16 protein-coding genes are annotated in these 23,451 nt (G+C 47.2%); 5 read left to right on the forward strand and 11 right to left on the reverse strand.

The features are described from left to right. Positions 1-2: 2 nt before the first annotated feature. The gene (locus tag ACIDITHRIX25_RS87540; protein WP_052603944.1) at positions 3-1,292 is read right to left on the reverse strand and encodes a bifunctional o-acetylhomoserine/o-acetylserine sulfhydrylase; all 1,290 of its coding nucleotides are present in this window, start codon (positions 1,290-1,292) and stop codon (positions 3-5) included. A gap of 907 nt (positions 1,293-2,199) precedes the next feature. Then, positions 2,200-2,481, reverse strand: coding sequence for a hypothetical protein (locus tag ACIDITHRIX25_RS87545; protein ID WP_201732271.1), 282 nt, complete (start codon positions 2,479-2,481; stop codon positions 2,200-2,202). 254 nt (positions 2,482-2,735) lie between these two features. Here ACIDITHRIX25_RS87545 and ACIDITHRIX25_RS87550 point away from each other — a divergent pair, with 254 nt between their 5' ends. Beyond that, complete coding sequence (locus ACIDITHRIX25_RS87550; protein ID WP_201732933.1) at positions 2,736-3,677, forward strand: IS1595-like element ISAxf1 family transposase; 942 nt, start codon at positions 2,736-2,738, stop codon at positions 3,675-3,677. Positions 3,678-3,795: 118 nt separating this feature from the next. On the opposite strand, the gene ACIDITHRIX25_RS87555 is transcribed toward ACIDITHRIX25_RS87550, so the two are convergent. The 3 genes from ACIDITHRIX25_RS87555 to ACIDITHRIX25_RS87565 all read right to left on the reverse strand — a co-directional run bounded on the left by ACIDITHRIX25_RS87555 (position 3,796) and on the right by ACIDITHRIX25_RS87565 (position 7,601). Further along, complete coding sequence (locus ACIDITHRIX25_RS87555) at positions 3,796-5,166, reverse strand: CHAP domain-containing protein (protein WP_201732272.1); 1,371 nt, start codon at positions 5,164-5,166, stop codon at positions 3,796-3,798. A 303-nt stretch (positions 5,167-5,469) separates the two neighbouring features. After that, on the reverse strand, positions 5,470-6,132 hold the full coding sequence (locus ACIDITHRIX25_RS87560) for a dienelactone hydrolase family protein (RefSeq protein WP_152625770.1): 663 nt from the start codon (positions 6,130-6,132) through the stop codon (positions 5,470-5,472). A gap of 521 nt (positions 6,133-6,653) precedes the next feature. Beyond that, positions 6,654-7,601: a sigma-70 family RNA polymerase sigma factor gene (locus tag ACIDITHRIX25_RS87565; protein ID WP_052603950.1), complete on the reverse strand. Its 948-nt coding sequence runs from the start codon at positions 7,599-7,601 to the stop codon at positions 6,654-6,656. A 1,764-nt stretch (positions 7,602-9,365) separates the two neighbouring features. On the opposite strand from ACIDITHRIX25_RS87565, the gene ACIDITHRIX25_RS87570 reads away from it, so the two are divergent. The 4 genes from ACIDITHRIX25_RS87570 to ACIDITHRIX25_RS87585 all read left to right on the forward strand — a co-directional run bounded on the left by ACIDITHRIX25_RS87570 (position 9,366) and on the right by ACIDITHRIX25_RS87585 (position 14,213). After that, on the forward strand, positions 9,366-10,559 hold the full coding sequence (locus ACIDITHRIX25_RS87570) for a hypothetical protein (RefSeq protein ID WP_152625762.1): 1,194 nt from the start codon (positions 9,366-9,368) through the stop codon (positions 10,557-10,559). A 229-nt stretch (positions 10,560-10,788) separates the two neighbouring features. Continuing rightward, positions 10,789-11,745, forward strand: a complete 957-nt coding sequence (locus tag ACIDITHRIX25_RS87575; protein ID WP_201732273.1) for an ABC transporter ATP-binding protein — start codon at positions 10,789-10,791, stop codon at positions 11,743-11,745. Continuing rightward, on the forward strand, positions 11,735-12,538 hold the full coding sequence (locus tag ACIDITHRIX25_RS87580) for an ABC transporter permease (RefSeq protein ID WP_052603954.1): 804 nt from the start codon (positions 11,735-11,737) through the stop codon (positions 12,536-12,538). Before ACIDITHRIX25_RS87575 ends, ACIDITHRIX25_RS87580 begins: the two co-directional genes overlap by 11 nt. A gap of 208 nt (positions 12,539-12,746) precedes the next feature. Continuing rightward, entirely contained in the window at positions 12,747-14,213 is a 1,467-nt protein-coding gene (locus tag ACIDITHRIX25_RS87585) for an NAD-dependent succinate-semialdehyde dehydrogenase (protein ID WP_052603955.1), read from the forward strand. A gap of 601 nt (positions 14,214-14,814) precedes the next feature. Here the strand turns inward: ACIDITHRIX25_RS87585 and ACIDITHRIX25_RS87590 are convergent. The 6 genes from ACIDITHRIX25_RS87590 to ACIDITHRIX25_RS87615 all read right to left on the reverse strand — a co-directional run bounded on the left by ACIDITHRIX25_RS87590 (position 14,815) and on the right by ACIDITHRIX25_RS87615 (position 23,334). After that, the gene (locus tag ACIDITHRIX25_RS87590; protein WP_201732274.1) at positions 14,815-15,723 is read right to left on the reverse strand and encodes an aldo/keto reductase; all 909 of its coding nucleotides are present in this window, start codon (positions 15,721-15,723) and stop codon (positions 14,815-14,817) included. 109 nt (positions 15,724-15,832) lie between these two features. After that, positions 15,833-17,917, reverse strand: a complete 2,085-nt coding sequence (locus ACIDITHRIX25_RS87595; RefSeq protein ID WP_201732275.1) for an IS1634 family transposase — start codon at positions 17,915-17,917, stop codon at positions 15,833-15,835. Further along, positions 17,860-18,063, reverse strand: coding sequence for an IS1634 family transposase N-terminal domain-related protein (locus ACIDITHRIX25_RS87600; protein ID WP_201732276.1), 204 nt, complete (start codon positions 18,061-18,063; stop codon positions 17,860-17,862). The genes ACIDITHRIX25_RS87595 and ACIDITHRIX25_RS87600 overlap by 58 nt, the downstream gene beginning before the upstream one ends. A gap of 1,830 nt (positions 18,064-19,893) precedes the next feature. Next, the gene (locus ACIDITHRIX25_RS87605) at positions 19,894-22,596 is read right to left on the reverse strand and encodes a bifunctional acetate--CoA ligase family protein/GNAT family N-acetyltransferase (RefSeq protein WP_201732277.1); all 2,703 of its coding nucleotides are present in this window, start codon (positions 22,594-22,596) and stop codon (positions 19,894-19,896) included. A 95-nt stretch (positions 22,597-22,691) separates the two neighbouring features. Beyond that, complete coding sequence (locus tag ACIDITHRIX25_RS87610) at positions 22,692-23,186, reverse strand: RrF2 family transcriptional regulator (RefSeq protein ID WP_249685618.1); 495 nt, start codon at positions 23,184-23,186, stop codon at positions 22,692-22,694. Continuing rightward, a complete protein-coding gene (locus ACIDITHRIX25_RS87615) occupies positions 23,167-23,334 on the reverse strand; it encodes a hypothetical protein (RefSeq protein WP_201732278.1) in 168 nt (55 codons plus the stop codon). The genes ACIDITHRIX25_RS87610 and ACIDITHRIX25_RS87615 overlap by 20 nt, the downstream gene beginning before the upstream one ends. Positions 23,335-23,451: the final 117 nt, after the last annotated feature.

Raw genomic sequence — 23,451 nt, forward strand, 5'->3', positions numbered from 1 at the left:
TTCTACTTTGCAGCCCGGAATCCGGCTTCAAGGTCGGCGATGATATCGTCAATACTCTCTAGTCCGACTGAGATACGAATCAGATCCTCACTTACGCCCGAGGCCAGTTGTTCCTGGGGAGTTAGTTGCGAATGTGTTGTCGATGCCGGATGTATAACGAGTGAACGCACATCTCCTACGTTAGCAAGGTTTGTGTGAAGTTCAAGCGAGTCTACGAATGTCTTTCCGGCTTTTAGGCCGCCTTCTATCCCAAAGCTTAGGACTGCTCCTGCCCCACGAGGTAGAAGTTGGCTTGCTCGTGCGTTCCACTTTGAGGACTTTAGGCCTGGATAGTTGACCCAGCCTACCTCTGATCGCGACTCTAGGAACTCTGCAACTGCCTGTGCATTTTGAACATGTCGTTCCATTCGCAGCGAAAGGGTCTCAAGGCCTTGGATGATTAGAAATGCATTGAATGGAGAGATAGCTGCCCCGAGGTCTCGAAGGCCTTGGAGGCGAGCTTTAGCTGCATAGGCGCCTGGACCTAGTGCCTCCCAGAATTTGAGGCCATGATAGGATGGGTCTGGCTCGGAAAATCCAGGGTGACGTGGGCTCTCACCGAAGTTGAATGTTCCGCCATCGACGATGACGCCAGCGACAGAGGTGCCGTGGCCGCCAATGAATTTAGTTGCCGAGTGAACTACGATGTCGGCTCCATGCTCTAGTGGACGGGCTAGGTATGGTGAGGCAAGTGTGTTGTCGACGATCAGTGGCAAAGAATTCCGATGTGCTACGCCGGCTATTCCAGGGACGTCAAGGACATCACCGCGTGGGTTGCCGATCATTTCGCCATAGAGTGCTTTGGTGTTTGGCTGAATTAGAGCTTCCCACTCCTTGAGATCGTCAGGATTGGATACAAAGCTTACCGAGATGCCTAGCTTTTCGAAGGTGTAACGAAACAGGGAGTAGGTGCCACCATATAGTGACGATGAGGCTACTATGTGGTCGTTAGCACCGGCCAAGTTCAAGATAGCCAAGGTTTCAGCTGCTTGTCCCGAAGAGGTTGCTAATGCGGCTACGCCACCTTCGAGGCTGGCTATGCGCTCCTCCATAACTGCCTGTGTTGGGTTCATGATTCGCGTGTAGATATTGCCGACTTCTGTCAGTCCAAAGAGCGCAGCGGCGTGATCGGAGTCTCTAAATTCATAAGACGTGGTCTGATAGATCGGAACGGCACGTGCTCCTGTTGTTGGATCTGACGTTGCTCCAGCATGAATTTGGCGGGTTTCAAAGCCCTTGTAATTTGAGGTCATGACTTACAATATATATTGTTGACCATATTAGTCGGCTTTTTGTGACTTGTAAAGTAGATTCTAGAGGGTTCCAGTTGCTACTTAAGTTTATTGCATTGACCAAGGGGACTCGTAGAGGTCTAGATATTGGTCTCTTCCCACCCTTGCCATAGGGGAGAATGGCATTTAAGTCGCTCGTTTTTTTTGGGCCCTTGGATGACTTCTCTGTTATCTTTGAACGTTGATTCCATAATTTTTGGACTACCTCGCCGAAATATTCGGACCAACTGATTTTTCGTCTGATTAACTTTCTTTGGTGTCTTAAAAAATGCGGATACCAAAGGAAGTGCGGGCATTTCGCCTTGCTTTTCTAATATGCACCTGGCTACCTGGCTACCTGGCTACCTGGCTACCTGGCTACCTGGCTACCTGGCTACTTGGCTACTTGGCTACTTGGCTACCTCTACTACTTTCGCCATTTCTACTATATTTCAGTCTTTTTTTCAGCCGATTCTAGGGTATCATGTGAATGTAACGGTTTTAGTCGATTCATATATGGTCTAACCGAGAGTTATCAATTAAAAAAGTTAGCTGACTCAGATCTATAATGAGTAAAAATGACGCTCCTAACACTAATGTGGGTCAGCAAGACCCTAAAACCGATCTGTTGTTCCTGCGATAACAACTTTTGGGTGTTTGCAAGAATTGAATGAAACGTGCAGAACTTCTTGAACCCTAAATTTGAAGTTATGAACACGGATTTCTAGGATTGTAACACAGTATGCCAACTTTCTAGTCAAGAAGTTGTATAACACTGAAGGTGTCAGAAGTAAACGATACTGTTATCTTTTGCGTTAAAAGTATCGCCATTAGCCGGTGAGGGCCAGATTCTTGCTTTACGGGAGACCATCGTGATCAGCTGTCCTTCTCAAGTGCCAAGATGGATAAAGCAACATTTACGATGCTCGGCCAGATTGCCCTGAAAACTTCTCGGGCGGTCATTGGGAAAACCCCAACCAACTTGCGAAGGTTTAGTTTTATATCCAAAACCAACCAAAGCTTCAATGATTTCCATGGATTCTTTGTTATCTTTTATTTGGGGCCCAGCCTCGGCATTAGGACCGTGTGTAAATCCATAATGGCGCGAGATAATGGCCTTCATTCTTTTTTTTCTCAAGAAGTGATAGCCAGAGGGATTTTGCGTGCCCACTCTAGGGTCCAGGGGAACCGAGAGTGGGCCGTCACGCTAGGCCGTCACGCTAGGCCGTCACGCTAGGCCGTCACGCTAGGCGGTCATCCGATATGTATTTTTCGTGTTCATATTCATCCATTCCAAATGGCCGTTGACAGTTGGTTTTTTTTGATATATATATACATACTTATCAAGTTTCGTAAGTTTCGCCTCCACCGAGACCAGATTGGAGCTAATCTTTAGTAGAACAGATGTTCGATTAAGGAGGCATGGTGGATATCTCAGGCTTTATGGTACGCTTCGCTTCAGAGGAAGCATGTGAAGATCATTTGATCAAATTGCGGTGGAAAGAGGGATTTAGATGCCCAAAGTGTGACTCTGACCAGTTTACCTTAATCAGGCCAAACCATCGAAGAAATGCAGCATCTCGAGCTCCACTTTTTCAATGTAAATCTTGTCACCGTCAAACTAGCGTTACCTCCGGAACCATCTTCCATCGAAGCCATATCTCTTTATCCAAGTGGTTCTCCGCTATCTATCTATTGTCCAACGACAAGCGTGGTCTTTCGGCTACTACCATTGCTAAATTCGTTCAAGTATCTTATTCGACTGGCTGGTTGATGCTAAATAAGCTACGAAAAGCAATGGCTGACCGAAATGGTTTATATAAACTTGGAGGAAACGTCCAGGTAGATGAGTTCTTTTTAGGTGGTGAGAGCCATGGCGAAGGCAGAAGAGGAAAGGGAACAAAACAAACCAATGTCCTAATTGGAGTGTCGATTAGCAATGGTGCTCCTACTCATTGCTTCATGGAAGTAATCAAAGATACCACTGCTAAATCACCCAAAGATGTTTTTGTGAGACGTTTAGATTCCGATACCAAGCTGATAAGTGATGGTAACCCAAGTTACGGGGTATGTGCTCGAGACCTTGGACTAGCGCATTCGATCACTCTATCCAAAGACGAACAAGCACATGTAACATTCAAATGGCTCAACATCCTGATAGGGAACTGCAAGAAATTTATCGACGGAACATACCACGGACGTGAGGAACATAAGCAACTTTACCTCGAGGAATTCGCATACCGATTCAACCGAAGGCACTTTGAAATGTCCTTGGTAGAGCGACTTCTCAATACATGTGTGTTTGCGTCTCCACATCCGCTACTCCGCGAATCTGATTCCAAAATGGCTCTTGCTTACGAAACTTGATAAGTATGTATATATATATATCCGTGGCTGAGATTCAGTGGAGGATGGCAAATGCACTAACCGGTCATCTGCGACCCTTTGATGCGTCTTTCAACTCTTTATAGTCTTATGTCTGAGGTTATTGGGGCTCGCCATAGCCATAGATAGGGTCGCCATTCACCTCTGTGGAACGACCAGCTTGAAATGGACCATTGATCGTGACTCCAAGGTATCCATCCGGGCCTGGCCCTGAGTCGCCTTCTACGGTAATAATAGATCCATCGGGCCATACTTGGACAACAACGCCAGCGTGGACCGACGTTGCGGTATTGGCTGGACTTGTTCCGTAGAATGCTATGTCTCCAGCGGCTGGCGTGGAGGTGCCGCTAATAACATTCGTGTGGGTGGCAGCCCAATTATAGAGGTCGCCAGTAAAGCCATCTGACACGCTGGGTACGCCACCTCGATTCCAGACCCAGGAGCTAAATAAGGCGCACCACTCTTCACAAGGTCCATAAGGGTTGCAAAATCCTCCACTAGTGACTGGTCCTACTTGAGATTGAGCTGCTGCCACGATTGCGGAAGAGTTACTGAAGGTTCTTTCATTTGCGATGGTGGAAAAGCTGTATTTGAAGGAGTCAGGTGACAGTAGCCAGTAGCCGAGATTGTTTGGAGAAGGAATGATCGAACTGATTGGTGTATTAGGTAGAGCTGATCCAAGTGAGCCATAAAAGCGGGCATCCCCAAAGGTAAAGACCCCTCCATCGTTGGCCACCAACCAATAGCCTTTGCCATCAGAGGTAGGGGCCATAGCCATAACCTGAGCATTTAGACTCTGTCCGCCCATGGAGCCATAAAATGGAGCATCCCCAAAGGTAAAGACCCCTCCATCGCTTGCAGCAAGCCAGTAACCGAGTCCTGATGGAGTCGCGCCGGCTCCTACTACGGCAGCATTTAGATGTTGCCCTCCCATGGAGCCATAAAAGCGGGCATCACCAAAGGTAAAGACCCCTCCATCGGTTGCTACTAGCCAGTATCCTCCGCCTGACGGTGTCGAAAGCATGGCGACTATTGGTCCATTTAGTTTGGTCTGTGAGAGATCGCCGTAGTTCTTGGCGTCACCAAAGGCATAGACTGCTCCATCTGAGGCCGCCATCCAGTAACCTCTCTGATCTGGAGTTGGCACAAATGCGATTATAGGCGAATTCAAAGCGGTCTGTGAGAGATCGCCGTAACTATTGGCATCGCCGGTCGTAATTACCTGTCCATTTGCAGTTGCGTACCACTCTCCAGCGCCGCTATGGGTTGTCGCTGCTCCAATTACGACCGAGGTTGGCGTGATTTGGGGCATTGGCGCCGAAGGCACGGCTCCAAAGCCGACCATTCCAGGCGTTGAATATGAAACCGGGGTAGAGACCTTAGAGATGTTTAGCGGAGAGTCGATTGCGCCAATCAAAGCACCGAGTGAGAGTGAGAGTGTAATTGTCCGTATGACTTTTGGTTTTTTCATGGTTGGGTTGCCCTTTATATAGTTTTTTTAAGACCCTAACTATCTGGAGATGAATCTATCTTTAAATAGTTAAAGCCTCGTTGCACAATGGTTAAATTGTTTTATCGGATATGAGAGATCTACAAAGTGGCCCGTTGCTACAGCTCGCCTTCTTCAGGGCGACTGAATTTGAGCATCTTGGAATTTCACCATCGCTTGGGCAGCCCAAGGGGTATCACCTAAAATAAATCAAGGACCGCAACAAGTTGTCGGGACCGTCTGAAAGTTGTGGACTGGTGGAAGCCTAGTGCGCCTTCGTCTCAATTACTCGTTTGTTTTAGAAGCTAAGTGTTGGGCGAAGAAGACCAGTAGCCGTGACCAAGAATCCTCAGTAGCTTGTGCGTTGTAGTTCTTGGAGGATGGCGAGTTGAAAAAGGAGTGTTTGGCCCCTTGATAGATCTTGATATCGTGTGCAATTTCATATTGCGCCAAAGTCGCCTCCAGTGCACGCCCAGACTTGGCAGTTACATCTGAAGCGGGGAAGGATCCTACTATCGGACAAGCGCGGCTAAGCGCCTCTTTTGGCCTTGGATTGAAGCTGTAGAACGGGGCTATCGCCCTAAGTCTGTTGTCCGATGTGGACCATGCCAGCGCCAAGGATCCACCAAGGCAAAAGCCAACCGCGCCAAGGCGGGCTTCATCTACATATTCAAGCTTGGCTAGGTCGGTCAAGGCTTGCTTCAATTGGTCGATGGCGAAATGGTCTGTCGAGCTTGTCAGCATTTTAGAGAAGATCCGAGCCATGCATATGGCCTTAGTCTGGTTTGAAAAGAGATCTACCGCAAGTACGACGTATCCCTCAGCGACGATCTCTCCCGCAATCCTTCGGATATCTTCGTTTAGTCCAAAGATCTCATGGATTAGAACCACTCCAGGGCGCTTGATCGAGGGGTCCCATGAAGGATCGCTAAAAAGTTCTGCGTCCATAGATGTTGATTTCACATTGATCTGGATCTTGTCGTTTCGAACTGGCATTCATCCGATTATATGGCTCGATTGCGCTAATTTGATCAGCCAGAGCCATCGGTAATAGATCTAAGTTGGACTAATCCTTTTTTGGCGGGGAGCATTGACCTTGGAGATCTCAGATCATCTTTGTCGGGGATAATCGGACCTTAATTACTCTATTATTCTTGAGTTTAGGTAGTACTTTTGTCACCTCGATCTACGCCATCATCTATGGCTAACGCCTCGGCTAGCTCCTCGGCCTGGGATCTTTGAAGGACCCGTGGGGTTGACTGTTTCATCTGGCATTGTAGCGACCTTTGAATTTTGTCCCAGATGATTTTTGCAATTGGTGAATTGGCGCAATTTTCGCCGGTAAAGCTAGATAAAGCAGAGATAAATAAAGTATGGATCCATAAAATAAAACACCACTGCTAATGAGACTCCGCAACTAAGTAGAATGCCATCGGTAGTGGTGTTTTAGAATTTTTTGTCTGATTATCTTAAGCAGCTGGAGCTTTGAGGCCGGGATGCTCAGCGAGTCGATCTAAAGCCGCGGCTTCGAGACGACGCGCTCGTCGAGGTCCAATTCCAAGATGTTTGGCAGTCGCTTCTAATGAAGCAGGTCTGTTGCCATCAAGGCCGAATCGCAGAATAACTACGGCACGCTCTAGGGGATCTAGCTCTTCGAGTGCCTTTCGAAGTTGATCGCGCGTGAGCGCTTCGTCTACCTCATCCTCAAACGTGTTTTCGCTACCGATTACCAGGTCGCCGAGGCTTGTCTCTCCTTCGGGGCCAACTGCTTGATCAAGAGAGGCTACAACTCTAGCTGCATGCCTCACATCTGCCAATTGGGCAGGTGAAAGATTCGCACTCTTTGCTATCTCTAATTCCGTTGGATTACGTTGGTTCTCATTTTGCAGCTCTCGAGTTACATTATCAACTCGACGTGATCTCTCTGCGGCCTCCATTGGAAGGCGAATGGCTTGGCCGTGGTTATGAACTGCACGCTGCAGGGATTGCCTAACCCACCAGGTGGCATAGGTAGAGAATTTGAAGCCTCTTCTCCAGTCAAATTTTTCGACAGCACGAATCAGTCCGAAGGTGCCTTCTTGAATTAGGTCTGAGAGTTCGACTCCGCGATCTTGATATCGGCGTGCCCAGTGGACTACTAGGCGAAGGTTTGCGGCCACCATCTCAGACTTAGCCGTCTCATCTCCGGCACGTACGCGCTTAGCTAGTTCCACTTGTTCTGCTGGAGAGGGTAGAGGGTGACGTGCTAAATCATCTAGGAAAAGACGTACTGCATCTGCGCCTAAACCTGAGATATTTAATATCGCATCAACCGTCGCTGCGTCATTTTTCGATCGCCTCTTGCGAGGAGCCTTTAATGCCGGGTCTACTTTTTCCTTCTCAACTTTCTTGCGTGTCGTCACTGTCGTCTTCGTCATAATTTTAAATGCCTTAATAAATTTTGAACGCTACATTCTATCTTAATGTAGCTATGTCACGTACACAAACTTTGCGCCAAATTTCACTTCGACGTTTTATCGCCTTTGCTTGACGTCTCGTAGATTTTGCCAAAATTTGGCCGCATTTTCATTGGAATGAAACTAAGTTCTACAAATGAGTTCGTCATAATCGAAGTGCCGCCTTTAACTGTTTGGACAATCTGGTTGACCTAAAGTAGCAGATGCGCGACCACCGTATCCTTAGTTTCACCTGTTTTATGGAACAAACTTTATTAGCGACTAATTTCGTAAACGATACTATTTATCTAACGATTGAACCGATGCACTCTCCGAATCTGTTGCGGCTACTTCAGCTGGCATAAAACCTAGAACTTTTAATTATGCCATAAAGTTGGCCATTATGCAAGTGCCAGAGAGTCCATTGTTGGTTGTTTTTCTCTCAGGCGTCTTAGAGATTTAGGCAATTTAGTTCAGCTGGGCTATAGGCGGATGATCATATTTGCCTATTAGGACCAGAGTACATTCTCATTATCTGCGCGAGAGTGGCTCCCAAGTTGTATTGCTGGCGTCTCGACCTTGCTTATCTTTTGCTATCCAGCTCATCAATTTGAGCGTAGCCTCAAGTAGCTAGAGATCTAGAGTGCCAATTGGCCAACTAGACGACGCATGAATCTTCTCGGTGTGTTGACTTGGGTAGGGCATCCCATCGGGTCACGGTGGTTGCAAAGGCGCAAGAGTATTGGTGTGATTTATGATCGCTGATCGGATGTTGAGGCAGATGGGCCTGTTGGCCTTATTCGATTCTTGAATCTATCAAATGCGAGATCGATCTTTTCATTTCCTTTCTCTAACAATCAATTTGTCATGATAGTGTCAGCGAACCGTCTCTTGTGGACTTTTGAATCTGAAGACCTTGGAATGGTGATTAGGAAGTCTTGAATCCAAGGTTAGCTTGCGCAATAGAGTATCGATCTGGAGATTGTGGATCTGGATGCCAAATCTTGCCATTGCCTGGAACCAGTCCTGCTGCCGGGTAGATTCTGGGTAATTACGACATGGTTAGTACAAACTAGTTAGTTAGGCGTTTGGTAAGTGCCGATTAGATGACGACGCTAGAAGATGAGGTACTGCTTTATTTCGCCTTGAGCACTCTGTGTGATCGCCCCAAGGCTGGTGTTTTTTCGCTATAACGAATCACTCTGTGCCTATGAGAGATCACGTAAGGCTGCGACCATTTGGTTAGTTGGCCCTGAAAGACGGGACGGACCTGGAAGATGCGGGTCACTTGATCTAGAACATCGAGATCTCGCGTGTACCTATTCTCGAATTTGATGACTTTGGTTGTGGATTTTCCCAGATCAAGTCCAAGTTTACTTTGAAAACATGTCGCATTGCATGTTGTCTTGTTTGGTCTAATCTTTGGTGAAATTGAGTGTTTTCTGTAGTTACTTGGCGAGACCACTTGAAGGCTTGCAATCCCTAATCCAGCATTTCTAATTTTCAATCATAGGATCGTCGTTTCGGTCATGCTCCCCGCCATCTAGAAGCTTAAATTGGTTGACAAGGAAAGGTTGGTCATTGGAGCGGTAGTTGTCTATTCTGTGAGGTAGGTCAAGCTGGGCTCTATGAACTGAGAGTCATCAAACATTCAGCCAAAGTTAATATTTCTGATGTAATAAAATGAATATAAAACAGTGATTTTGCGTTAAACGATATACAAGAGACGAAATGGATGGTTTCAAGATGAATTTGAATACCGGCAATACTACAAATGATGGCTCAAAGGCCAATAGCTCCTTTCGAGATCGAAATCGACGGCGTTACATCTCTCGTCTGGCTATACCTTCAGTTTTGGGAGTCGGAGTAGTAGCAGTAGCTGGTTTTTATCCCGGTGTAGTCTCTGCATCTGTACCCAACCTTTCTCCGATTAGCGCATCAGCCTTGATCACCAAGGCACTTAGTGCAAAGGCACCTATCTATTCGGGCTCGATAATTGAGACTGGCAATAGCGGGATCCCTTCCCAAGCGATATCAGCTTTAGGTGGCAAGGCGTCTTCGAATCCACTTACCACGCTTTTGACCCAAGCGCTCACCTCCTCGGTGTCGGCGAACTACTGGGTTAATGGAACTGGAAGCTTGAGGGTTCAAATCCCAAATGCAACTGGAGAGTCGGATCTATATTCGACTAATGGCGTGACATGGCTCTACAACTCGACCAACAATAGTGCGACCAAGATCGTTAGCGGACAAAGCCAACCGACCTCTCCAACTTCGGCTCTTGCCAAATCAAATGTGGTCACTCCAGCAGCTATTGCCTCCAAAATTCTCGCTTCTTTGCCTGCAGGATCCACCACTTCGGTAGATAGTTCGTCATACGTTGCAGGTCAAGCTACCTACACTTTGACCGTTCATAGCAATGATCCAAATTCGTTGATAAAAGATGTAAGATTCTCAATCGATGCCACTACCGGGGATACCTTGGGTGTCTATATCGATTCGTCCTCTTCTTCGACGGTCTTTTCTTTGGCGTATCAGTCGCTTTCTTATCAAAAGCCGGCAAGTTCCGTCTTTAGTTATTCGCCAGCACCGGGCACGACTCTTAAGACGACAGTTCTTGGTGGTACAAGTATGACACATCCCCCGATGATCTCTTCAACAGCTCCTGGTACTAAAGCGCCTTCTCTAACCCATAGGGTTATCGGCAGTGGCTTTTCTGAGGTAGTTGTTTTGAGTGGGCCCGCTGGCTCAGCTTCGTCCACTGGTACTTCAACATCTAAAGCCTTGGCAATGCTAAAGGCAATAGGGGTTCCTAAGACGACTTCGTTGGGTAGCGGATATCTGATCACGTTGAACTTTGGCTCTGCGTTCATCTCTCAAAATGGAACGGTAGCCTTTGGAGCAGTGCCAGGTTCGGTGCTGTTGAACGACCTAGGCTAAAGCATGGCGCATTTCTAGATAGTTGAGCTTATGAATTTTTGAGGGTTCTGTTCGACTTTGAACCTTACTAATGAGATTTCAAAGCGATATTTGTCATTTTTACTTGAATCGATAAGGAATCAGAACTTTATCATTTGAAATTTTGGCTTTCTGATTTGTAAATGCGGACGTTTGTAATGCGCTACCTCTTCCTTGATAGGGGTAGCGCTTTGTTCAGTTAGGTTTTCTTTTGGAATATTTGATTCAAACCACAGCCCTTACCAAAGAGTATGGTGGGCGCAAGGTGGTTAATTCATTAGATCTTGTCGTGCCCGAGGGTTCAATTTATGGATTTTTGGGGCCAAATGGATCTGGTAAGACAACTACGATTCGAATGCTTCTTGGTTTGATCTTTCCTACTTCAGGAGAGATGAAGGTTTTGGGGAAGTCGATGCCAAAATACTTAGATCAAGTCCTTCCTCATCTAGGAGCAGTGGTAGAAGGACCTGGTCTATATCCGTCGTTATCGCCGAGTAGATACTTAGAGCGCATGGCGAACAACTCTAAAGCAATCCGTAAAGCCGCAGCAAAAGCTTCTCCAGAGCTGGCTGCCCTTGAGACTGATATCGCAGCTGCTTTAGATCGAGTCGGCTTGTCCAAGGTGGCTCAACGGCGCTCCAAGGCGCTGAGCCTAGGCATGAAACAGCGCCTGGCACTGGCAAATGCGCTTTTATTTCCTAGACGACTACTGATCTTAGATGAACCTACAAATGGGATGGATCCTCAAGGAATCGTCGAGATGCGTGATCTGATTATGGAACTGTCAAGCTCGGGAACTACTGTCTTTATCTCCTCACACATTCTCTCTGAGATAGAGCAGCTCTGTAGCCACGTTGGAGTGATTCAACACGGAGAATTGTTATTTCAGGGCGAATTGAGCGAGCTGCAGAGCCAACTTCCTACGAAGTTGGTAATTGGAGTTCGGGAGGTAGAAGAGGCAAAGGCTCTGCTCTTGGCAAAATACTCCTTCGAATTTCAAGATGTGAGTGGGGGCCTCTTTTCGGTTTCGCGCGGTGAAATCCCAATCGAACAGATCGTGAAAGATTTAGTTCAAGAAAACTATGGTCTATTTAGAATCGCCGAGGATAAATCAACCCTCGAAGAGGCATTTGTGCACCTGACGGGGGTAACTTCTGATGTTTATTGAAGAACTTCGCTTTATATTATTCCGTCGACGTACGTTAATAAGCTTTATCGTATTGGCCGCAATTCCAATTATTTTAGGGCTAGTCGTTGCTACCTTTGGTGTCGGCAATGGTGGAAATGGACCGAATCCATTTATCGATCAAATCACCCATAACGGCGTATTTCTCTCGATTACCGCAATTACCACCTCGCAGTTTGTGATCATACCCCTGATAATCTCAATAGTTGCTGGTGAAGCTTTTGCTAGCGAAGCGGCATCTGGGACGCTTAGGTATCTTCTCATCTCTCCAATTCGTCGTTCTCGCATCCTTATTATCAAGTCTTCGGCAATTTTGACGTACGCACTATTGGCGAGCCTCTTTATGGTTGTAATTGGTCTGATAGTGGGTGCACTATTGTTCCCAATAGGAGCCGTAACAACCCTCTCTGGTTCGCAGATTCCTCTTAGTCAAGGGATTATCCGAGTGCTTGGATTGGGGTTTTTTGAGGGTATCTCAGTTTTTTCGGTCGTTGCCATTGGAGTTATGGCGTCTACTCTTACTGACTCCGCAATTGGTGCATCTGCAATCTCGTTTGGATTTGTTGTAATTGTCGAGATCCTCAATACGATTCCGCAGCTGATTCACTTTGCTCCTATAATGCTTCCCAACTATTGGGGTGCGGGGACGGATCTGTTTAGGAACCCAGTCATCTTTAGCGGGATCTATAAGGACTTCTTGGAGCAGCTAGGGTGGATGGCTCTTGCGTTTTCGATAGCGTGGGCGAGATTCTCGACAAAGGATATCACCTCTTAATTACCCCTAGGAGTCGAGAGGTCTTTTATTTTAGTTCTAGATTGTTTTGGACTTGGTGCCAATAGTTAGACTTCCTCTAACTATTTAGGGTTTTGTTGTGTTTTCCTACAACCGAAAACTCCGACCTGTTGTTGATAAGGTCTTGTTTTTGGGTACCTTATTGGGGTAACTTTAGAGCATATGAATTTTGTGAAAGAGGACGTTTTACATGCGTGATGAGGAAAGTAAAGTACTTGCATCTATAGAGAAGCGGCTCTATATTGGTGGCGAATGGATCGAAGCTAAAGGAAATGCTACTTTTGACGTTGAAGATCCTGCAACGGGAGCGACGATTGCCAAGGTTGCTGACGCCACACCTAGCGACGCTCTATCAGCCTTAGATGCTGCGCATTCCGCCTTTGGCGAATGGTCACAGACGGCTCCTCGCTATCGGGCTGAGATAATACGCCGAGCCTATGAACTGATCATGCAGAAACAAGAAGAGTTGGCTCTTTTGATGACTCTTGAGATGGGAAAGCCCCTTCCTGAAGCCAGAGGTGAGGTTGCATATGCTGCCGACTTCTTTCGTTGGTTTTCAGAGGAGGCAGTCCGTATCGACGGACGCTATTACGTTGCGCCAGATGGTAATTCGCGAGTATTGACGCTCAAGCAACCGGTGGGCGTGGCCTATATGATCACCCCTTGGAATTTTCCCCTTGCTATGGGAACCAGGAAGATCGGCCCAGCTCTCGCGGCGGGGTGTACTGTTATTCTAAAGCCGGCTGAGCAAACGCCGCTTTGTTCTCTTGCTCTCATGTCGATCATGGTCGAGGCAGGACTACCCAGTGGCGTCTTGAATGTGATTCCCACGAGCGATCCAGCCGCGGTTACCGACGTCTTGTTAGAAGATCCAAGACTGCGTAAGTTGTCCTTTACCGGTTCAACTGATGTAGGTCGGATGTTGGCTGGGCGAAGCGCCAACAAGCTCTTGCGAGTCTCAATGGAGCTAGGCGGGAATGCACCATTTATCGTCTTTGACGATGCAAATATCGACCTTGCGGTGGATCAGGCGATGATTGCCAAGATGCGCAATATGGGCGAGGCGTGCACCTCGGCGAATAGGTTTTTAGTGGCCGCGTCGGTCGCCGACGAATTCGCGCAGAAGCTTGCTAGTCGCATGGGTGCTCTCAAGCTTGGACGAGGGACCGAGGCGGACAGTAACGTTGGTCCTCTTATCGATCTCGATGCCATTGCTAAAGTTCAGAGACTAGTAGGAGACGCTATTGCTCTAGGAGCTAAGGTTTTGACAGGTGGTGAGGCTGTTGCGGGAGATGGATACTTTTACAAGCCTACAGTTCTTGTAGACGTACCTTCAAACGCAGCTATCTCTACTAATGAAATCTTTGGTCCAGTGGCACCAATAGTTACCTTTGCTAACGAGGAAGAGGCCGTTCGTTTAGCTAATTCAACTGAATATGGGCTCGTTGCTTACATCTTTACATCTAACGTCTCTCGTGCATTACGTGTCTCGGAGTCCCTTCAAACTGGAATGGTTGGCCTCAATCAGGGAATGGTATCCAACGCCGGCGCGCCATTTGGTGGCGTAAAGAGTTCAGGTTTTGGTCGCGAGGGTGGCTTCGAAGGAATCGAAGAGTACCTAGACCTAAAATATGTAGCTATCAACCACCGCGCCTAACTTAATTAAAGGCGGGTAGGTTTTAGATATTTGTCCATCTCAGGCTAGCTTTTTGGCTGGCATGAGATGGACTTTTATTTAACGTCTACGATTAGATGGCGAACCCGAGATGGCCAGTGAAATCCCATCTGAGAAAGTTTTCTTTAACTCAATTTGGAGTCTTTTAAAATCAATTGATCCCTTCTTTGGACCAGTCCACGATGCGATTTTGGTCACCTTTGGAATCACTACTGGCGCATTTTGTGAATTCTCTGTAGAAATGTTGCCAATGGTTGGATTTTTGTGATTGCTTAGCGAAAAATGGAAGATTCGACATTAGCCAGCCATTCCATGAGCCAACCAGCCATACATGAGTCATATAGGGTCAATTTACTTGGTGGTTATCGTGGATTTGCTCACCATGGTCTATTAGAACTGCGGGTTGGTGAGTGCCCAAAGGAGCTCGATTGCTTCTGTGCGGTTGTGGTGCTGTCTGTTCCTTGTAGATAGCGCTATATGTTTCAACATAGGCTTGAATACAAGTACATTTGTCGAATCGAATCCAATCAGTAAGTTATCGACTCTTTGGTTTGGCTAATCGTTGAACTGTTGCAATTCTGATTTAAATTCCAGCGACCGGATGTGGCAGATATGGTGCCTGTAGTCTTTCTATCTCGGTATGGGTCAGGCTTATCGATGTCGCGTCAATCGCTTCGCCCAATTGTGCCATAGATGTAACGCCAATGATTGGTGCTGTGATAATTTCCTTGGATAGGATCCATGCCGTTGCCACCTGCGCCCGTGAGATCTCTCGTTCGAGTGAGATCTTTCCGACTTCATCGACAATTTCATGGTCATCATCGCGGCTATGACGAGCCGATATGGCCTCTAGCTGGCCCCGCCTTGTGCTCTCATCCCACCCTCGAGCAAGGCGTCCTCCACCGAGAGGACTCCATGGGATGACCCCAATACCACTCTGGTCGCATAGGGGATGCATCTCCCGTTCTTCCTCTCGATAAAGGAGATTGTAGTGGTTTTGCATCGATATAAACTTAGTCCACCCATTTGCCTCCGCTAGATTTAGCATCTTTGAGAATTCCCACGCATACATAGAAGAGGCTCCTAAATACCGAGCTTTACCCGCTTTTACGATATCGGTGAGCGCTTCGAGAGTCTCTTCTATGGGGGTGGTTGGATCTGCTCGATGGATTTGGTAGAGATCCACATAGTCGGTACCTAGTCGCTTGAGACTTTTGTCTATTTCGGTCATTATTGCTTTTCTAGAGAGGCCGCTATTGTTTGGGCCGTCTTTTATTCGTCGACCCACCTTTGTGGCGATGACTACCTCTTCGCGCTTGGCGAACTCTTTGATAAGGCGACCGGTTAACTCTTCGCTGGCGCCATCCGAATAGATGTTGGCAGTGTCGAAGAAGTTTATGCCAGCTTCAATGGCACGCTTTAGGATTGGACGAGCTTCCTCTTCGCCGAGGGTCCATGGTTGATTTCCTCTTGTGGGATCCGCAAAGGCCATACAACCCAAACATATCCGCGATACCTCTAGAGTGCTATTGCCTAACCCATCTTTCCGAAAATCAACCTATTCTCCCAGCTAGTTGAGTATGTGGTCTTACGTTGGGACACTACAAATGCGTCGCAATGGTCTTGATCCGTTTAAGGGGATCACTAACTCCTAAGAGACGGTAGATCTCTTTGTGAACCGGCTCAGAAACACCACTAGTGCGGATGTGATAGACAACGCCTTTATCTGATGTAAGAACTATGGTGGCTCGGCGGTGACTGTTGAGTTGCTCTTTGATGGTTGACCATCTTCTCTTATCGTTATTTTGCCTCAAGGTCAGCTCAATAGCACTAAGGAGGTGATAGGCAAGTACTGAGATGAAGAGGTGAGCAGCAGTTCGGCTAGCTAGTTGATGATAGACCGGTCGAAGTCCAAGATCACTCTTGAGGGATCTAAAGGCATCTTCTACTTTAGTGAGAGTCGTATAGATATTCCAGATCTCACCTGCATCTAGCTCGCTATGGCTGGTGTCTATGACGTAGGCTCCTTGGAGATTATCATCTTTGGCTTTAGTGGGTTTTTCTGTAATAGTGAGATTGATTACTTTGTCAAAGCGTCTCTTTTTGATGATCTTGCCATGGTCTTGATGATATTCAAGGGATATCTCGTATTTGGAAGCAATACTTGGGTACTTGGCCTTGATGCGTCCGATACGCTCTGAGACAACTGTGGTCTTAGATATAGAACCCTTTGTGATTGAGGTATTCAACGAAGTGATATCTACTAAGAATCTCTCGTTAGCTTGACTAGAGATCGCTGATTCCTTCTTGGATCTCCCCAAAGAACGACACAACACCACGGTTGTGGTGTTGTTGTTGGAGGAAGAGGAGGAGATGGAGGAGGAGATGGAGGTGGAGATGGAGGTGGCGTTAGTATCAGTGTCGGTGCTGTCGCTGATATTGTTGCCGGTGTTCTTGCTGGTGGCACCATTACGGATATAGTCGTCAGTGTCGGTGCTACTGTCGCCCTTGATGATTTTGGTGTCGTTGCTGCTGTCGCTGTTGCTGATACTGTTGCTAGTGTTGCCGGAGGTGGTGTAACTGTTATTGTCGTCAGTGCCGGTGTCTTCTTCTAGCGTTTGCACTTGTCCTTGTACTTGTGTTTGCACTTGTCCTTGTACTTGTGTTCTCACTCGCCCTTGTGGCTTTTGTGGTTCCACTTGTAGCTTTTTCACCAGTACTGGGGATCCTTGGGCATCGTAGATCTCGGTGAAGCCTTCCATCTCCATGAAATGGCTTCGATAGAGACTCTTTTTGTTAGCTCTCTCAATTACTACGTAGTTGAGATTGCGCTTAATGAGAAGTTCTAGGTTTGCCTTGGTAGCAATTCCCCTATCCATCACAATGGTAGGAACAACATCCCCAAAGAGAGATCCATCCGATAGAGACTCCAAGGCATCAAGTACGCTAATGAGAGTTCTAGGCTCAGAGGTATTGCCCTCATGTATCTCTGAGTAGATGGGTAGTCCCCGGTGATCAACAAGTAGTGCCAGAGAAACTAATGTGCAATCAAAACGCTTCTCTTTGGAATGTCCATGTTTAGCTAGGGAGTTCCCCTTAGTAGAACCTTCGAAGTAGGTGTTGGTTAGATCAAAGAGAAAGAGCCTGGTATTCGTCCTAAAGAGATCAGAGCTAGCTTTATAGAGTGCTGGCTCTATGACGCCTTTAGCGTCATAGAGCTTATCTGCAATTGCATAGACCTTATCCTTGTGAAACTTAGAGAGATCGATACCACATATCTCAGGTAATGAAGAGTTGGAGTTGATATAAGAATAGGTCTTTCGATCAGATCCAGGATGAATAAGACGAGCTATTATCGTTGCCTTGGCAATGCCAAGAGATTCACCCGATAGACCTGCACTCTCTAGGATCTTATCGAAGCTAAGAGCTTCATAGAACGAGTTTCCTATGAGTTCTGGACCGATACTTCTACTATTGATAGTCTTAGCACTAGAGAGATCCACCATCTCAAGGTCAGCCTCAGTAGTTCTTGTTTCTTTAGCGGCTGCAACTTCGGAACGAATTGCATACTTAGTGATTGCCAGATCTGCGTATCTGGCAATAATAGGATCTGATTCAAAGAGTGAGGTTACTCCAGAGAGTCCCAGGTAATAGCATTGGCAATTGCATTGGCCAGAGCTGGCCACAATGACTTATCCAGGTCCAGTTCGGTCAAGGTCATTACTATACGTTGACGGGGACCTTTTTCACAGCGGTAGGACTCAACGAGTTGGTACTTACTGTAGCTAACGCCGGTCTTTTTATTAACTGTTGGAGTTTCACGGATAAACACAACAACACAATAGCACCATGTCAGAGCTAATGCAAGTCATAATCAACACTACTCAAAAATTAGGACACTACATTCGCGACCCAAAAAGACCTAATACCCATCTACCAGGGCATCTATAAATCGCCCAAGTCGAAAATCGCCCAAAATCCCCTCAAAAGGGACCAATTAGGGCGATTTTTCGGGAAATCAGCGAAAGATGGGCTAAATTTCTAAATAACATTGCGTCGATACTATCGCTTTAAGTGCATAAACCAACTCACATTAACGACAACTCGCATTTAACTGTGGCTAGAGGTTGAAGTTCCATTTTTATGAAATCGCTTACGATGCGACATAGGGGTTCTGTCAGAATAGGATTGAACAAGACTCCATTGGAGAGCCCTGTGGAAAAAGGCTATAAAGCAATTGCCAAGATCTTGTTTGGCCTAGACGATATTAATGTGATAGGCCTCGAAGATAATGACGGTGAGCCTTTGCATATTCACATTGAGTGTTCTAATTCGCTAAAACAATGTCCAACATGTGGATGCGAAGTTCACCATAATGGCCTAAGTGTTGTTGAGCTTAAGTGCCAACCGGTTTTTGGTCGTAGCGTCATTTTTTTGCTCTAAGCACAGATGGCTATGTGCAGATTCACAATGCCCCAACCGTCTTTTAGCGATGTTGATCCATGAATAGCTCAATATCAAATGCCTACAAGGCCGTCTTCGTCTAAGTGATCGGGCAGGTAGATGGGCGAACCGTGTCGCTACATCCGAGCATCGTAGCGCTTCTTGTGCAGATAGGGAACTTGGCTGTGATCTCTAGGTGTTAGGGGTGGTGTACTCCTTGGGAGAACTCATACCTTCTGGGATGATGAGATCTAAGCCTGGCACTCTTGCAATGTTACCAAAGGGCCTAACCAAGCTATGAACAGCTAGGTTAGGGTGAGAAAGCGTGTCGCCTTTTTTGTGACTAACTTCTATAACTTTACGTATTCGAAGACTTCTTGATGGCGGCAAGGTCAACTGGGACCTTTTAGAAACAGTAACGGTGATATTTCGTTAATCTTCAGCGTGGCAAATGGATATTCATAGCCTTATTAAGTTGATCTTGTCTAGCTACTAGTTAGAGTTCCCCGTGGTCGAAGGTCATTGGAATAAGCCTAAAGCCTTGCTTACTGCTCATTCTGACTATTTTCCTAGCAATTTGCCACAGGGTTAGTCAATCTTGGTAATCCAGCTCCTAGTGCAGATCTGTATTTTGTTGTATTAGGACCCAGGGGCTATTGCGATGCGATCCGTCGCACCTTATCGTCGCGACAGAGGGATTTGGTTCAAGTTGGCGCTTATATCGTGTCGTTTCCATCAATCTGATGCCCACCAATGGCGGTTATATTTCAATTTTTTCAGATAGTCGTAGATTCATCAGGTGGGATAGATGTTCTGGTGGGTGTTTGGGTTCGCCGTTGGCGAACCCAAACACCCACATAATGACTTTTAAAGATCTCGATTGGGTTATGACTCGTCGCCCAAGGAGCCATTAGACGAGTCAATACAAATCTCTATGGCCCAAAGCCAGAGGCTTAATCTGATTCAGAAGCTAACTTGCCACCGTTGAATCTGAAGTCCCAAATCGACGATCTAGCCTCCTTGGACATCTTTTCAAGACAGTCTGGGGATGCCGAAATTGACATGGCGGATCCTTGAGTTGGGCCGGGGAAAAAGAGAGATAGAGGAGAGAAGGAGAGGTCCTTCTCCGGTCCAAGTAATCCATCTAGAGAGCGCTAGGGACCTTTGATGAATTAGGCGAACTACTTGGTGGGTCTTTGAAGTGTACATGTCAATCCGGTCAATTTAACGATCTGGTCAGTGCGCTAGCCATTGGTGACCAGTCGTTAACAAGAATCTCTACATCCTTTATATAGGCACCAGTGGGGGTGGAGACCAAAGTAGCTTCCAGGTTTGATATTGCATAATGGTCATCGATGAGTGATCCGAGTCGAGCGATCAGGTCATAGATTGATGTCAAGTCGTGTGCCATTCTTTTTGAGCTACCTTTGATGAGCCCTATTGCGGGAATCGAGTCGATAAAGGGTTCTATATCTGAGGTATATAAGGGCAATGTGGCATATGCCTTTGAATCTAGATATTCTGAAAGCTCGCCTGCAACTCCCATGGAAAGGATTGGACCAAAGAGTCGATCGTGGACTATTGAAACTTCAAATTGAGTAGCAACCTCGAAGCTTAGATACCCTATGACCTCAACGTGATCCTTGGCTGTGATGCCGTATTTTTCTAACAACTGCAGCCCCTCTTGACCAACGATCCAGGCTGTTGCTGGACCACCTGGTTGGCCGTCTTCCATTTGGACTCGCGACTTGTCTAGCGAATTTCGAATTATCAGCGCTGCTCCGTCTGCGTCGACCTCATTAAATTCGGGGACCTCTCCATCGTCCTGTGACTTCCAAGCGGAGTGGTCGGCCATTCGAGATAGTACGGTTGCCGCCATCTCCGGGAAGTCGAAGCTAGGTATTTCTCTTGGGTGGCGCCTAAGTTCGACTTCGATTCCTGGAAGTGCTAGAAAGTTGGCCAGAACTGGTTTTGGCTGGGAGCTATTTTCTTGTTGTGCTGCCTTGGATATTGCTGCTGCAACCCCCTTTGCCGCTGTAATTGCGGGAAGTTCAGTTGTTCCCCTACCATTGGAGAAGAAGCTGGCCTCTCTCAGATTGCTCTTCCCGGTCATTCGACCCGTGATCGTTGGCACATAGAGAACGAGAACCGAATCAACGTTTTCATCGTTCAAGAGAACCTCTAGAACTTTCCCATAGGTACTTGGATCAACTTCTGGGCCGAGTTCAATAGGGTTTGAGATTCGTTTGTTGGAGATTAGTGCGCTCAATGCCTCTTTTGAAGTTGATGTTAGTTTGGCCATAACCAATCCGCCATTTTCACAGGCATCTTGGGCTAGTGGAGCTGGTCCTCCTCGATTGGACAAGATCGCCACGCGCCGACCCCTAGGAAGGGGTTGGGCTACCATCCCATGGCCTAATTCAAAGAGTTGCTCCAGCGAATCGACCCTTATGACGCCGGTATATTTCATTAGAGCATCCACGGCAATGTCGACAGAGATCGATTTTATGATCTTTCCAGACGGGGAAAGTGCCTGCCCTTCAGAAGGTGTTTTTTCTGAGAGGTTCCTAGCAGAAGGCGTTTTACCTGCGGTGTATTTCCGCGCCTTTACCGCGATTATCGGCTTATTGCGCGCTACTCGTCGGGCGACACGAGCGAAAGTTCGTGGATTTCCAAAGGTCTCTAGATATAGAAGTATGACATCGGTATTGGGATCTAGCTCCCAATAGTGAAGTAGGTCGTTGCCGGATACGTCTGCTCTGTTCCCCGATGATACAAAGCTCGATAGGCCAATTCCGCGCCGCCTAGCCTCTTCGACTATCGCGAGGCCAAGAGCACCCGAGTGTGAGATCAGTGCCGCACGACCTGGTTCTATCCCAAATGGTGCAACTGTGGCATTTAGTGAGACTGCTGGATCTGTATTTGCGACTCCCATAGAAGCGGGACCCACCACGCGCATCCCGTTTCGACGGGCTGCGCGAATGATCTCTCGTTCTGCCAGCGCTCCTTCTTCGTCGGTGTCGGAAAAGCCAGATGAGATGATGACCAGTCCGCCAACTTGCTTGTCGGCGGCCTCTGAAATGAAACTGCGAATTTCACTTGCAGGAATTACCACTATCGCGAGATCGATTTCGTCGGGGATCTCTGAGATGCAAGAGTATGCCTTGACTGAGGAGACGTAGGTGGTCGAGGTGTTGACAGGATAGACCGGACCCGCGAAGCTGCTTTCTAGAATGTTTCGAAAAATTACATTGCCCACTGAATAGGGATCGCGCGAAGCGCCTACGACCGCAATCGAACGAGGAGCTAAGATTCGTGCTATCGAGCGAGCAACGGCCCTCTGCTCGCGAGCTTGCATTCGCTTGACCGACTGTAGGGTTGGGTTTATCTCAAATCGAACTCTAATTACACCATCTTGGAACGATCGTGTATCTTTGAAACCTGCATCCCTAAAGACTCTAAGCATCCGTGAATTTTCAGGTAGCGTGTCTGCGATGAAGGTGTGGATACCTGCTTCCTTGGCAGCTTCAACCAAGAACTCCAACATGATTGTTGCTAAACCACGACCTTGATGTGCATCGTCTACTAAAAATGCGACTTCAGCAGTGGAGTGGCCAGGTAGCCTATCGTATCTAGCGACCGCAATTATATCGTCCCCCAATAGGGCGACAAGGGCCATTCGATCTATATAGTCAACGTTGACAAATCTTGAAAGCATTGCTTCGCTGAGCCGGGGAAGTGGCGTGAAAAACCGAAAGTAGATCGTCTCGGGCGAAAGCCGTGAGTGCATTGCCTCGATTCGTGGCGCATCTCCTGATTTGATGGGCCTAATGGCTACCGTTCCTCCATCAGATAGGACTGTGTCAGTCTCCCATTTGAACGGGTAAGAAAATGGCCGGGGATCTGAACCTGTATCTAACACTGGGCTCCTATCTGAGAATCTTGGATGAAGTTGACCTACCTAATTTGGATCGCGAATTGGTAAGTACGCTCTATAGGCGATTCTACAGCTTTTATTCAGGGATTCAATGATAAATGGTGATCTGGAGTTTTGATAGATTCAACGCTCTCGCCTCGAGCCCTCTTGACCATATTTGCAAGTGTAAAAGAATTGAGGTGCTCTCGCATATGTTGGCCAACTTCGTCCCATACGCTCAAGAGAACGCATTGGCCCTCATGCTCGCACGCGCCATTTTCATGAGGCAGACCAAAGTCTCCCGCTACGATAGGTCCGTCCACTGCACTCACTATTTGACCTAGAGTAATGGTTTCTGGAGAGCGCGCCAAAATGTAGCCGCCACCGACGCCTCGTTTGGATCGCACAAGGCCAGCACCTTTGAGTGCAAGCAAAATCTGTTCTAAGTACGGTTGAGGTAGGCCAGTTCGTTTGGCAACCTCTTGGACCGAGGTAGGCCCCGGTTCATCTGAATGTAATGCGAGTGACAGTAATGCTCTTGATGCATAGTCGCCTCGGGTCGATACTCTCACGCATTCAATCGTAGCGTCGGCCATCCAAAGTACCTACGTCTGGCCAAAGTTGTGATTGCACGTAAAGGGTGCCTTCGATGGTGTCGAAGTCGTTCTTTAGGTGTTTGACGCTTTTTCTAATTATCTCGGTCACAAAGTTTATCTCGGTCACAAAGTGGAGCACTGGAGCCACCGTTTTCACCAGTGCCGATTTGCGATAGCTGGTACCATCGCTAGACCCAAGAGGCCGGGGGAATCTATTTGATTTCGAAGTTGTGATAATATGGAGGTTCAGGTTATGGGAAGTTTC

The organism is Acidithrix sp. C25 (assembly GCF_904848545.2).

Coding starts and splice junctions, on each gene's coding strand:
- ACIDITHRIX25_RS87540 (WP_052603944.1), bottom strand. CDS start 1,292: ATGACCTCAAATTACAAGGGCTTTGAAACCCGCCAAATTCATGCTGGA.
- ACIDITHRIX25_RS87555 (WP_201732272.1), bottom strand. CDS start 5,166: ATGAAAAAACCAAAAGTCATACGGACAATTACACTCTCACTCTCACTC.
- ACIDITHRIX25_RS87560 (WP_152625770.1), bottom strand. CDS start 6,132: ATGGACGCAGAACTTTTTAGCGATCCTTCATGGGACCCCTCGATCAAG.
- ACIDITHRIX25_RS87565 (WP_052603950.1), bottom strand. CDS start 7,601: ATGACGAAGACGACAGTGACGACACGCAAGAAAGTTGAGAAGGAAAAA.
- ACIDITHRIX25_RS87570 (WP_152625762.1), top strand. CDS start 9,366: ATGAATTTGAATACCGGCAATACTACAAATGATGGCTCAAAGGCCAAT.
- ACIDITHRIX25_RS87580 (WP_052603954.1), top strand. CDS start 11,735: ATGTTTATTGAAGAACTTCGCTTTATATTATTCCGTCGACGTACGTTA.
- ACIDITHRIX25_RS87585 (WP_052603955.1), top strand. CDS start 12,747: ATGCGTGATGAGGAAAGTAAAGTACTTGCATCTATAGAGAAGCGGCTC.
- ACIDITHRIX25_RS87590 (WP_201732274.1), bottom strand. CDS start 15,723: ATGGCCTTTGCGGATCCCACAAGAGGAAATCAACCATGGACCCTCGGC.
- ACIDITHRIX25_RS87610 (WP_249685618.1), bottom strand. CDS start 23,186: ATGGCCGACGCTACGATTGAATGCGTGAGAGTATCGACCCGAGGCGAC.